We start from the raw sequence: 12,232 nt of genomic DNA, 5'->3' as shown, positions 1-12,232 counted from the left end.
GGGAGATTCTGCATGAAGACATCACGTTTTACCGACAGCCAGATCATGGCGATTCTGAAACAAGCCGAGAGCGGCATACCGGTGCCGGAGCTCTGCCGCGAACACGGTATGAGCAGTGCCAGTTTTTACAAGTGGCGAGCGAAATTCGGCGGCATGGATACGTCCATGATCAAGCGCATGAAAGAGCTAGAAGATGAGAACCGGCGGCTGAAAAAAATGTACGCCGAAGAGCGCCTCAAATCCGAGTTACGCAAGGAGGCTCTTGAGGGAAAGTGGTAAAGCCATCTCTTCGCCGCGAGATGGCGCAAAAAACTGTTGCAGCTGGTCGCTGTAGTATTCGCCTGGCCTGTGTAGCCTTCAGTGTCAGTGAGTCCTGCTATCGCTACCAGGCCAGGCTCAACAGTGAGAATTCCGAGATCGCGGACCTTCTGGTTCGGTTGACCCATAACCAGCGCAACTGGGGTTTTGGATTGTGTTTTCTGTATCTGCGCAACGTAAAGGGATACCTCTGGAACCATAAACGTGTTTATCGAATTTATCGGGAACTGGAACTGAACCTGCGCATCAAGCCCCGTAAACGCTTGGTACGCGAGAAACCCGAGCCACTCGCGGTGCCCACGGTAATCAATGCCAGCTGGTCTATGGACTTCATGCACGACCAGTTAGAAGATGGTCGCAGCTACCGGCTGTTCAATGTGATTGACGATTACAACCGGGAAGGTCTTGGCATTGAAGTAGACCTGTCGCTGCCTTCTGAGCGCGTCATACGGGCTCTGGATCAGATCATTGAATGGCGAGGAAAGCCCGTCCAGATCCGCTGTGACAATGGACCGGAATACATCAGTGCTACGCTGGCTGCCTGGGCTGAGAAGCAGGGCATTGCACTGGCCTTTATCCAGCCCGGCAACCCGCAGCAGAATGCGTACATCGAGCGCTACAATCGCACCGTGCGCTACGACTGGCTGGCCCAATACCTGTTCGACTCCATTGAGGAGGTTCAGGAATATGCAACTCGGTGGCTATGGACCTACAATAATGAACGGCCAAACATGGCCTTGGGTGGTATCACGCCCCGACAGAAGTTGGCCATGGTGGCCTGACTCTACTTCTGAGCTCCGCTAATAATGGGGGGATTACCTCCGCATCCGTGGTCATTGGGTAGTAGCCGATTACTTCGGTGTTGAACCAAATCAAACTCTTGAGGAAGACGGTTGGTTCGAGACAGGTGATGTTGCTTCGATCAATGATGATGGATTTATGACAATACGTGACCGCTCAAAAGATATTATTAAATCTGGTGGTGAATGGATATCTACAGTCGAATTGGAGGGAATCGCAATGGGCCATTCTGCCATCAATGAAGCTGCCGTAGTGGCGGCCTCCCATGATAAATGGGACGAACGCCCGATCCTGTTGGCAGTAAAAATACCCGACGCAAATATTACTGAGGAGGAACTTCTTGCTCATTATCAGGGGAAAGTCGCCAAGTGGCAGATCCCGGATCGCGCGATCTTTGTGGAAGGATTGCCACGCAATGCCACTGGGAAAGTATTAAAAAACCAGCTGCGTTCTGAGTATGGGGAAGTACTAGTCAATAAACCGGCAAGCTAGGATCAATGAGTGGAATTTGTGTTACGAAAAATTGCAGTTTTACCTAAAGCCAATTTGCTTTAATACCAAAAAGGATAATAAAAAAATGAAACCTAAAATAATTAGTAAAGTCTCGTTAGTGGCGTTCCTTTTACTTTCACTTGCTGCGAGCCTGGCCAACGCTCAATCTGAGCCGGTTTACAGTAGAGGTGACTGGGTGGTTGGGCTGAATGCCACTAGAGTTCTAACCGATGAAGATTTGCGATCAGCCTCTGCGGGGGGTGCCCCCGTTCCACATTCCAACCTGTCTATTAACAACGATACGACCGTTTCATTCGACGTGTCGTATTTTCTGAGTAATCAGCTGGCATTTAATATTTTTGGCGGCATTCCCGCTAGTGCGGACCTTCAGGGCGAAGAGTCTCTCTCCGGTCTTTTTCTTGGTCAAACAGATTATGGTCCGGTAATTCTTTCGCTTCAGTATCATGTCTTGACGGGTAGCAACATCTCTCCGTACTTTGGAGCGGGTGTAGGACGGATTTTCTTTTTAGATGAGAAGGATCGCGCATTAACTAGCTTCGACGTCGAAGATACTTGGTCTGCTGCAGTTCAGGCCGGTTTCCGCTGGAAAATGTCCAATAACTGGTCGACAAATTTTGACGTTAGATATGCACCCTTCAAAGCGGATATCACCGGCAACTTGGGTCCAGCTGCTGTTGAGGCAGAAGTGAAAGTTAATCCCGTTATCGTAAGCATCGGTATCGCACACCGATTATAAGTAAAGGTTGCTGTCAAAGGCGCACAAACGCGCCAAGAAAAACTCAAAGCCTTAGCTGGACTGTCGATTCCGAAAAAGGTCTCGGAATCGTGAGTTCAGATAATAAATCCGAAACTTTAGCGTGACTCATTAGAAGAAGGGGGTTATCGCCTCCTTTGCTTGCGGCTTTACCATGGCAGCCGTTGCGAAAGCTGTCACAGCACGTCCGCGAACCTCAGGGGATGGGAATTGGTGTCAGATGAACATAACTCGTCTGATCGTCCGCGGTTAACAATTTTTCTGCTTTGATCAGCTTACCGGAAGTGCCATGTCCGCTGCTGGTTCGTTAGAAATTTTCATCTGACCCCAGTCTAGCCACTGATTGAGCAGCGCAATCAGGGCACTTCCCAGCAACACGCCTGCAGCGCTGGAAAGGCCGACCACATAACGGATATGCCCCGGATCCAGAAATGGGTGGTCGTCGCCACCAGGATCGTGCTGGCGACCACAAGCACGATACCCCAACGATATAACAGGTCCTTGAGTCGCAGATCACTGATGAACGACGCCAGCAAGGCGCCGCTCAGATAGCCAACGTAATTAATTGCTGCCAGCCGACCCGACTCGGCCACATTGAGTCCGGCCTAGGCCTGCACCTACGGCAGCATCGGTGTGTAGGCAAATCGCGCCACACCAAGATTCAGCATGAGGCTGAAAAATCCCGGCGCAGAGCACCTGCAGGCGTTGGGCAGCAAGTGTCATGGCATGAGTATGCATGCCTGCCAACCGATGGCCCTGCGAACTGTGGCGCGAACAACCGTTCGCGCCGGCTACTACTCAAGCGGTCTATCCCAGGCGAAGCGATAAATCGGATCTGTCACCAATGTATCCTGGCATTTGCCGTTATCTGCGTCTGCCTGGACAAGATACCAGTCCTCTTCGTCGCCATCGCTGATGTGCTCTGCCTTGTCTTCCAGAAAGCACCTGGAAAGATCATAGGGTCTGATCATGGCATAGTCGTCCGGATGCCCCCGCAGCCATTCCACAGCTCGCTCCGCCTGATTGGCGCCCGCCATACCGAAATGGACCAGCGGCTGACGAGCATAGAGCCAGTGGCCCTCGCGCCAGTTGGTCAGAACCAGATCGGCATCGCCGGTTCTTTCCGCCACATCAGCCATCAGCTCCTGGCGTTTGTTGCCGCCCACCACCACCGGTTCGACGAACCCGCGGGCAAACCAGGCACAGAACCAGAAAAGGGCAAGGCCGACAAAAATCCTCCGTCTGCGTGGATGCCCTACGAACCAGTGACGCAGCAGCCAGGGCAGAAGGGGCGCCATGGCCAGCACCAGACCGGGTACCGCAGGATAGATATAGAGTTTGCGCTTACCCGAACTCAGGCTGAAGAAGATCAGAACCAGTACCACCCAGCCGATCAGCACCAGATAACGGCCGTCCCGCTTGTTCAGCTCGCGGCGCCAGGCGGGAACCAGCCAGGGCAGCAGTAGCACCAGGGGCAACCAGTTCTTGGGAATCACCTCCGCGAAGAAATACCAGAACGGCTCCCGATGATGCCAGGCATCGACGTAGCGCTCGGCGGTCTGCGTCAGAAGAATTTCATAAAGATAATCGTGTTCGGCCGCGTCACCAAAAAATACCACCTTGATGGCCAGCGGCACCAGCCAGGTGGCAATGGCCGCGAGTGTTATCAACAACCCCAGTGCCCACGCCCGCCCTCGTCCGGGCATGACCGCCACGCCCTGCCAGCCCCGCCGAACGGCGTAGGCGTAGGGGATGAGCATAAGGGCAGGCAGAAAACCCACGCCCTTGCTTATAATACCGAAACCCATCGCCGCACAGGACAGATAGAACCAGCCCCATGCCGGTCCCAGCAACAGATGCCGCACCATGCCGTAGAAGCCAATGACAATCCATAGCAAAAGGAAACCGTCGATCTGCCCCGCCCGCTGAACGCTGTAGGTCTGATATGTGGCAAGAAATAATAAGGACGCAATGATCCCGATACGGCGATTCCATATGCGTGAGCCAAGATCGTACAGACAGGCCGTCGCGACCACACACGCCAGCAGCGCCGGCAGGAACAGCGCTATGATTGGCGGTATGCCGATCTCGATCAGCGAGGCAATGGCCCACATGAACAGCGGCGGCTTGTCTGGGTAGATTTGGCCGGCACGATGGGGAATCAACCAGTCATTGCCTTGAATCATCTCCAGAGCAACACCGAGAAAACGCTCTTCATCGACATTCGATGGCTCCCGCAAGCCAAGGCCGGCACTGACCATGACCGCAGCAAACACCACCAGCAATAGCAGGGTGGCGCGCCGCAGGCGGCTCAGACGCCATAACCATCTTTTTTCCAGAAGGCCAGAGAGATTGTTCACTGTCAGATCTCCAGTTCGCGGGGGCGTGCGCTCAGACGGGTGCGCCGGATCAACCACCACACGCCGAACAGATCGAGGATTCCTACCAGGGCCCGGTCAAGATTGCCGTATTTGGATACGCCGGCACCACGCTCACGGTGGTTGACCGGATGCACCAGCATACCGCCCTGGTGGCGCTGGATCAGCGCCGGGATAAAGCGGTGCATATGATCAAAGTAGGGTAGGCGCAGAAAAGCATCACGTTCGACCAGCTTGAGGCCGCAGCCGGTGTCCGGCGTATTGTCCTGGAGCAGGCGACCGCGCAGCCGGTTGGCAAACAGCGAGGCCCAGCGCTTGCTGGCGGTGTCACGCCGATTGACTCGGTGACCGGCAATCAGCTTGATATTCGCGGCGGGCTCCGCGGCGCGGACAATGGCCAGCATGCCGGGAATATCCGCCGGGTCGTTCTGGCCATCGCCATCCAGGGTAGCCAGCCAGTCGCCCCTTGCCGCCAGAGCGGCGTGGTATAGGGAGGTACTCTGGCCCAGGGAGTGGTCATGGCTGAGCAAGCGCAGCTGATGGTAACCGCCGCGCTTGAGCTCAAGCAGACGGGCCGCCGTATCATCGGTGCTGCCATCATCCACAACAATGACTTCGAAGTGCTCGTCACCAAGTGCAGTGCGCACTTCCTCAAGCAGGGCGGGCAGGTTGCCGGCTTCATTCTTGGCCGGGATCAGGACAGAAAGATCGGGCTGGGTCAACATGTGGTTTCCCTGGAGGCATGTTCATTGGCGGCACCGCAGGTGCCGGGCGAAAGTATCGGGTGCGTCATCGGGGCGGGCGTTGGCAGGCGCTCATTGCGGCTCGCTCTCGCCCAGGGCTATATCGACCTCCTCGTCAATGCTCAGGCCTCGGCGGTAGCGATGATACAGATAGGCGCCGAGCATGCCGGAGGCCACAAACAACACCGCGGCACTGGCGATCCGCACCACGGGAGCAACATTGATGCCGCTGCCAACCAGCGCAAACACAAGTGTCTGTGGCAGATAGCCTATGAAACTGGCAGCCAGAAAAGGCAGCAGAAGGACGCTCGATGCACCCGCCGCAAGATTGGTCAGTATATTGCTGCCCACCGGCAACAGGCGAATCAACAGCGTCATCGAGAAAGGATGCTCGTGGACAAAGTGGTCGAGTCGCGCCGCGCGACGGCCAAGACGGCGACGCAGCATATTGCGACCGAACAGGCGCGCATACAAAAACGCGATCAGACAACCGAGCAGCGCAGCCAGGGCGCCCAGCAGGGTCCCGGGGAGCAGGCCGAAGGCATAGCCGGCAAGAAAGGCAATGATCTGCCGCGGCAGGCCAATGGCGGTGAACAGCCCGCCCATACCCAGAAAGAGCGCAGCACCGGCGATTCCCTGGCCGCGGATATGCGCGTCGATCCAGGCCTCGTTGATGGCCGTTCCCAGGTCGGTGGAGTCAAACAGATACCCGACCAGGGCCAGGCTCAGAATCAGCATCAGACCCTTTATGGCAACGCGCAGCCTCAGCATCGTGCTTGCGCCCGGTGCAGGGTGCCTGGCTGACGCAATGCGCCGGACAGCCCAGGATATATCCTAAACGCCATAGAAATCCCGGTACCAGCTGACAAAACTGGCAACCCCCTGTGCAAGCGTGGTGGCTGGACGAAAGCCGGTCCTCTGTGCCAGCGTCTCCACATCGGCCCAGGTGCGCGGCACATCCCCCGGCTGCATCGGCTTCATCTGCTTGATGGCCTGCATACCGGTAGCGGCTTCGATGCAGCCGACAAAATCGAGCAGATTGACCGGTGCACCCAGACCGATATTGAACAACCTGGCCGGCGCATCCAGACGAGCCGATTCTGGCTCGTCGGCATACGGCGGCGGACAATCCTGTATGCGTATTACCCCTTCGACCACATCATCTATATAGGTAAAGTCCCGCGACATGTCCCCGCCGTTGTAGACGTCTATCGGCCGACCTTCGAGGATCGCCTTGGTGAACTTGAAAGGGGCCATGTCAGGCCGGCCCCAGGGGCCATATACCGTGAAGAAACGCAGGCCGGTGGTGGGAATCCTGTAGAGGTGGGCATAGCTGTGGGCCATGACCTCGTTGGCGCGCTTGCTGGCAGCGTAAAGCGAAACCGGCTGATCCACGGCATCCCCCACAGCAAAGGGCACCTTGGCATTCATGCCATATACCGAACTGCTGGAGGCGTAGACCAGATGGCCGACCGCCTCCTGACGACAGCCTTCAAGCACATTGAGAAAACCAACCAGGTTGGCATCGGCGTAGGCGTAGGGATTATCCAACGAATAGCGCACACCGGCCTGAGCCGCCAGGTGGATAACGCGCTCGAAGCGATGGCTGCGAAACAGCGTCTGCATACCCTCGCGATCGGCTATATCCAGGGCAACAAACGCAAAGCCCGGCATGTCCCGTAACCGCTGCAGGCGTGCCTGCTTGAGTTCGACACTGTAATAATCATTCAGGTTGTCGATGCCGACTACGTCATGGCCCGCCTGACACAGACGCACAGCGCAGTGATAGCCGATAAACCCGGCTGCTCCGGTAACCAGGAACTTCAAACCTTGCCCCCGGAGCCCGAGGCACGACCGATCGAATAATAACCCAGCCCCTCGCCAACCACCTGGACCGGATCCAGCAGGTTGCGTCCATCGAATATCACCCGGTCTGCCAGCGCCTGGCGCAGAAGACTGAAATCGACAATGCGAAAATTCAGCCATTCTGTGACGATCACCAGAGCATGGGCGCCCTCCAGCGCGGCTTCCTTGGAGTCGGCAAACGTCAGATGCTGAGCATCAGCATAAATGCGCCTAGCCTCGTCCATCGCCTCAGGGTCGTAGGCACATACGCGGGTGCCCGCCGCCAGCAGTGCTTCCAGGGCCACCCGGCTGGGTGCCTCGCGCATATCATCGGTGTTTGGCTTGAATGCCAGCCCCCATAATGCAAAGGTCTTGCCGGCGAGATGTCCCTGGTAATGGCGCTGAATATTCTCGAACAACTTGTGTTTCTGACGGCGGTTGACGTCTTCGACGGCCTCAAGCAGCTGTGCAGAATAGCCCACCTGGCCAGCACTGTGCAGCAGCGCCTGGATATCCTTGGGAAAGCATGACCCACCGTAGCCGCAGCCCGGATAGATGAAGTCATAGCCGATACGCGAGTCCGAGCCTATCCCTTTGCGTACCATTTCGATATCGGCACCCAGGCGCTCTGACAGATTGGCTATCTCGTTGATAAAGGAAATCTTCGCTGCGAGCATGCTGTTGGCCGCGTACTTGGTCAGCTCGGCACTGCGGCTGTCCATAAAGATCAGCTTCTCGTGGTGACGCCCAAAGGGCTTGTAGAGTGCGCGGATCAGCTCGACATCGCACTCGCCATCGCTGCCGATGATTATCCGTTCGGGCCGCATGCAGTCCTCTACCGCCGATCCTTCCTTGAGAAACTCGGGATTGGAAATGACCTGCACGGCAAAATTGCAGCCGCGCTGCACCAGCGCCTCGAGAATACGATCCCGGATACGTTGTGCCGTTCCCACAGGCGAGGTGGATTTGTTTATCACCAGTTTCTGCTCATGGGCCCGGGCAGCAATGCTGTCGGCCACGGAGAACACGAAGCGCATATCGGCACTGCCGTCCTCACTGGCAGGCGTGCCAACGGCGATAAAGATGATCCTGGCAAAATCAACGCCCTGCTGCGCGTTGGTAGTGAAGCTCAGCCGGCCTGCGGCCAGATTCTTTTGCAGCAGTGCTTCCAGACCGTTCTCGAAGATCGGAGACACTCCCCGCTCAAGCTGCGCTATTCGGCTCGCATCGGTATCGATACAGCACACCCTATGCCCCACTTCTGCCAGACAGGCCGCCTGGGTCAGCCCCACATAGCCCGTACCGAAAATGCTTATTTTCATCTATTAACCGTCTACGCCTTGAAAACTTTGACCGCCTAGAATGGAGCCCAGAGCAGCTCGCCACCCCGATGGCAGTACGAATGTATGATGGCAAAAAGCATTAGTAAACCAGACATTGCTCTGAAATGCCTTTTTTGTCTGATGCGGGTGACACGCGACTGCCCAGGGCCTCACTCACTCGCCTTTGAGCCGGCACCAGGCAAGAATACGGGTACTGCACTCACCCTTGCTGATCGCCAGTTTTACCGCATCCACGTCGACCCTGTTGAGATAGCCTATTGCATCTGTCATGCGCTGAGGTGGTCCGAACCCGCCCTCCACCATCTCCGCCATGGCTTGCTCCCGACTCCAGCCGTCATACACGATACGATACATGGCGCTTATCAGCCCGGTTCGGTTCTGGCCATGCTTGCAATGCACCAGCACGCCTCCCCGCTTTTCCCCTTCGCGAATGGCGCCCAGCACAGCAATGACCTGGGCATCCGTAACCCTATCCCCACGCAAGGGCATATGCACGCTGCGAATATCATTTACCGCCAGCCAGGGGTCATCGCTCTGCTGATGCAGGTTGATCACTGTGCGAATGCCATTCTCCTGCAGCGCGACGATATCGCCCCCGCTGGGCAACGCACTGCGGTAAAGCGTTGGACTCAGCGCGTGGAAAAGAAAAGTTGGGGCCAGCGGCTGGGCCCAGGCAGCAGGTCGAGCCTGCTGGTCCGTGAGGGTCGGCCGAGGTATTTCCACGTGACTGCTGCGCAACACGTCCGGACGCCATAGAGCGACTATAGCCAGAATAACCAGAGGCAAAGCCAGCCAGGCCGCCAGGTGTACAAGGCGCCGCCGGGTCATGATATGCATGGGGTGCCTACGCCGGTAGTCGCAGCCGATGCAGCTCCGGGTGAGCGGTACAGGAGCAGTCGGTAACAGATTACGCAGATGCACCAGTCAAACAGCAGCGTCCAAAGGTTATGCGACAAGAAATGCGCCCCCTGCATGGTGCGCCCGACCGAGAATATCACCCCGAGGGTCAGCGCCAGAATCAGCGCCCCACGCGCGGTGCGCGGATGCCGATCACGGAGCATGAAAAACAGTGCCAGCAAGGAAAACCCTGAGGAAGCATGGCCGCCCGGCCAGCACCGGCCAGCCTTATCGCTCGGAGGCCGTTCGCTCAGTAATGGTGTATGCACCTGATCACCACCGTATTGCTGAAGGCTCCAGGGGCAGTGCACATTGGTCAGCGCCTTAAGGGGCGTCACGAGACTGGTGCATAGCGCCATGGCTCACACCAGATAGCCAAGCGACCGCCGGTAGACCCGCAGCCGCGTAGGTAAAAGGCTAAGCAGAAACCCCACGATGGCCAACACACCGATCACTATGACCGCCTGCTTGGCGCGGTCATGCAGAATATCCTCCAGAAAGAAGCTGTGACGGCCAATGAAGCCCTCCCCTGGCTGATAGAGCAGGTTGGAGATGGCCACATCCAGCGGACCCGGATCAACCAGCAGCATCAGAGCCATCAAACTGAGCGGTAGTGCCAGCCAAAGTCGGAAATTGAATGGTCTGGAAACCTGTATTTGCGCCCTCATCTCTGGCTGATCCGCGCTTTGGGTTCCATCAGGGCATGCCAGGCCAGCAAATCATGCCCGAAGGCATAGCTGGAGCCCTCGTAGTAGGCAATGCTCCTCGCGATCAACGGATCGCTCTGGTCGGTCGTACTTTCAAGACTGTCACCCAGCGCATCGTCGTGCATACGCGTCAATTGACGCGGGCTGAGAATCGCCAGATTCTGGCCATCAAATAGACCCAGATGCTGATAATTGCCAATCAGGGCGCGTCCTGGCGCTGCATCCTCGCGCAGTACATTGCGGCCAAAGAAGGTCGAGGTGTAATCCATGTTCAACAAACCGAGCAGCGTAGGAGCCAGGTCAATCTGGCTGGTCAGAGTGGTCACCTCAGCTGGCTTTACCAACTGCGGCGCATAGATGAATAACGGAATGTGATAGCTGCTGACAGGCAGATCTTCCTTGCCGGCACTGCCCGCCGTATGGTCCGCAATAAACACAAATACCGTGTTATCAAACCAGGGCTTCTGCCGCGCTGCGCGCAGGAACTCGCCGATAGCATAGTCGGTGTACTTCACAGCTCCTTCGCGACCGCTGCCTGACGCAATATCGATGCGGCCTTCCGGATAACTGTAGGGTCGGTGATTGGAGGTCGTCATCAACTGCAACAGGAACGGGCTGCCCTTGGCAAAGTCGGCATCAGCTACTTTCAGGGCCTGGGTATACAGGTTTTCATCACTCATGCCCCAGGCATTGGTAAAGGTAACTTCACTGTCCGGCACACTGGCCTGATCGACAGTGCGATAACCATTCCCCTCAAAGAAGGCGTTCATGTTGTCGAAGTAGCCACGCCCGCCATACATGAAGACGCTGTCATAACCCTTAGCGGTAAATTGCTGTCCCAGGCTGGCGAAACCGCTTTCGCGGCCAACGCGCTTGACGATCGAGCGGCCTGGGGTTGGCGGGATCGACAGAGTAATTGCCTCCAGCCCACGCGTGGTGCGGGTCCCGGTCGCGTACAGATTGCTGAAATACAGACTCTGCTGGCGCAGCGCGTCCAGCTCCGGACTTAGCCCACGGGTGTCGCCTTCACTACCGAGGTATTTAGCGCTCAGGCTTTCGATGGTCACCAGAATCACGTTCATGGGCACGGGTTGGCCAGGGTTGTCGATAAGCCGGCGAATGCTCAGGGGATTACTGTCCACAAACACGGCATTGGGCTCACGCACTTCATCGCGCATGCGTTTGGCGACCTGCTTCAACGGCAGCACAGGATAGAACTGTTCGTAATCCAGCTGATTATTACGAAAGGCCGCAAAAAACTGATAGGGCCCGTTGGCCGACAACTCGTGCTGATAGGCGTTACCACCGCTATTGCGCGGAAAGTCCTGACCCACCACGCCGACGCTCAGCGCTAACAACAACGCCCAGCTGCCAAGGACCATACCCCGTTGGCGCCACGACAGCAGGGGCGCCAATGCAACACGGCGCATGGCACCACGCAGGCTCAAGGTGATAGCGACAGCAATCAATGCCAATACACCCAGCAGCGGGTAAACCGGATAGGATTCGAGAATGTTGTTGAGCACTTCATCGGAGTACACCAGATAATCGACCGCGATGAAGTTGAACCGCACACTGAACTCATCCCAGAACAGCCATTCGGATATCGCCGTGAACAGCATGATGAAAATGCTCAGGGTAAGTAAAAGCTGCAGCAGTCGCTGATTCCAGCGGCTTTGCCAGACCCGCCTCGGACACAGCAACAGGTAAAGAGTCATTGGAGCCAGCGCATACAGCAGAAAGACCAGATCATAGATGCCACCCTGGCCGTAAAGCGCCAGGGTGCTGACCAAGCCTAACTGCGCCTCATCGAGGTGAGTCGATAGCAACAGGGTGCGAGTCAGGATGAAAATTGCCAGCCAGACCAGAGAAATAATGGCGAGATAACGTGCTTGCGCAAACTTGAACAGGTGCATTGTATGATCCGCATTGA

General features: G+C 56.7%; 11 protein-coding genes and 1 pseudogene. 3 read left to right on the top strand and 9 right to left on the bottom strand.

What is annotated here, in order from left to right; all coding sequences use genetic code 11:
- The first annotated feature begins 12 nt into the window (after nt 1-12).
- From EAO82_RS00330 to EAO82_RS00320, 3 genes are all read left to right on the top strand, one after another.
- Nucleotides 13-1,100 (top strand): IS3 family transposase gene (locus EAO82_RS00330; RefSeq protein WP_096348146.1). Its coding sequence is split into 2 segments (ribosomal slippage): nt 13-268 and nt 268-1,100, totalling 1,089 coding nucleotides; the frame shifts between segments, so codons are not numbered across the junction.
- Nucleotides 1,101-1,257: 157 nt separating this feature from the next.
- On the top strand, nt 1,258-1,611 hold the full coding sequence (locus EAO82_RS00325; protein ID WP_410403000.1) for an AMP-binding enzyme: 354 nt from the start codon (nt 1,258-1,260) through the stop codon (nt 1,609-1,611).
- A gap of 85 nt (nt 1,612-1,696) precedes the next feature.
- Nucleotides 1,697-2,368, top strand: a complete 672-nt coding sequence (locus EAO82_RS00320; protein ID WP_096346379.1) for an OmpW/AlkL family protein — start codon at nt 1,697-1,699, stop codon at nt 2,366-2,368.
- 374 nt (nt 2,369-2,742) lie between these two features.
- Here EAO82_RS00320 and EAO82_RS20855 read toward each other — a convergent pair whose 3' ends face one another.
- The 9 genes and pseudogenes from EAO82_RS20855 to EAO82_RS00275 all read right to left on the bottom strand — a co-directional run bounded on the left by EAO82_RS20855 (nt 2,743) and on the right by EAO82_RS00275 (nt 12,215).
- The gene (locus EAO82_RS20855) at nt 2,743-2,979 is read right to left on the bottom strand and encodes a YbfB/YjiJ family MFS transporter (RefSeq protein WP_096346378.1); all 237 of its coding nucleotides are present in this window, start codon (nt 2,977-2,979) and stop codon (nt 2,743-2,745) included.
- Nucleotides 2,980-3,180: 201 nt separating this feature from the next.
- Complete coding sequence (locus tag EAO82_RS00310) at nt 3,181-4,647, bottom strand: ArnT family glycosyltransferase (protein ID WP_096346387.1); 1,467 nt, start codon at nt 4,645-4,647, stop codon at nt 3,181-3,183.
- A gap of 101 nt (nt 4,648-4,748) precedes the next feature.
- Nucleotides 4,749-5,489, bottom strand: coding sequence for a glycosyltransferase family 2 protein (locus EAO82_RS00305; protein ID WP_096346377.1), 741 nt, complete (start codon nt 5,487-5,489; stop codon nt 4,749-4,751).
- A gap of 90 nt (nt 5,490-5,579) precedes the next feature.
- Nucleotides 5,580-6,278: a TVP38/TMEM64 family protein gene (locus tag EAO82_RS00300; RefSeq protein WP_096346376.1), complete on the bottom strand. Its 699-nt coding sequence runs from the start codon at nt 6,276-6,278 to the stop codon at nt 5,580-5,582.
- A 63-nt stretch (nt 6,279-6,341) separates the two neighbouring features.
- Nucleotides 6,342-7,334 carry an NAD-dependent epimerase gene (locus tag EAO82_RS00295; RefSeq protein ID WP_096346375.1) on the bottom strand — a complete coding sequence of 331 codons (993 nt, stop codon included), beginning with the start codon at nt 7,332-7,334 and terminating at the stop codon, nt 6,342-6,344.
- Nucleotides 7,331-8,674 carry a UDP-glucose dehydrogenase family protein gene (locus EAO82_RS00290; protein ID WP_096346374.1) on the bottom strand — a complete coding sequence of 448 codons (1,344 nt, stop codon included), beginning with the start codon at nt 8,672-8,674 and terminating at the stop codon, nt 7,331-7,333. Before EAO82_RS00290 ends, EAO82_RS00295 begins: the two co-directional genes overlap by 4 nt.
- Before the next feature lie 174 nt (nt 8,675-8,848).
- Entirely contained in the window at nt 8,849-9,532 is a 684-nt protein-coding gene (locus EAO82_RS00285) for a dual specificity protein phosphatase family protein (protein WP_096346373.1), read from the bottom strand.
- A pseudogene (locus tag EAO82_RS00280) lies at nt 9,520-10,260 on the bottom strand (phosphatase PAP2 family protein). The gene EAO82_RS00285 and the pseudogene EAO82_RS00280 overlap by 13 nt, the downstream one beginning before the upstream one ends.
- A complete protein-coding gene (locus tag EAO82_RS00275) occupies nt 10,257-12,215 on the bottom strand; it encodes an LTA synthase family protein (RefSeq protein WP_096346372.1) in 1,959 nt (652 codons plus the stop codon). Before EAO82_RS00275 ends, EAO82_RS00280 begins: the two are co-directional and overlap by 4 nt.
- Nucleotides 12,216-12,232 lie beyond the last annotated feature (17 nt).

The sequence above is a fragment of the Halopseudomonas pelagia genome, assembly GCF_009497895.1.
Lineage (GTDB): Bacteria > Pseudomonadota > Gammaproteobacteria > Pseudomonadales > Pseudomonadaceae > Halopseudomonas > Halopseudomonas pelagia_A.
This window is presented reverse-complemented; position numbering and strand designations above follow the sequence as displayed.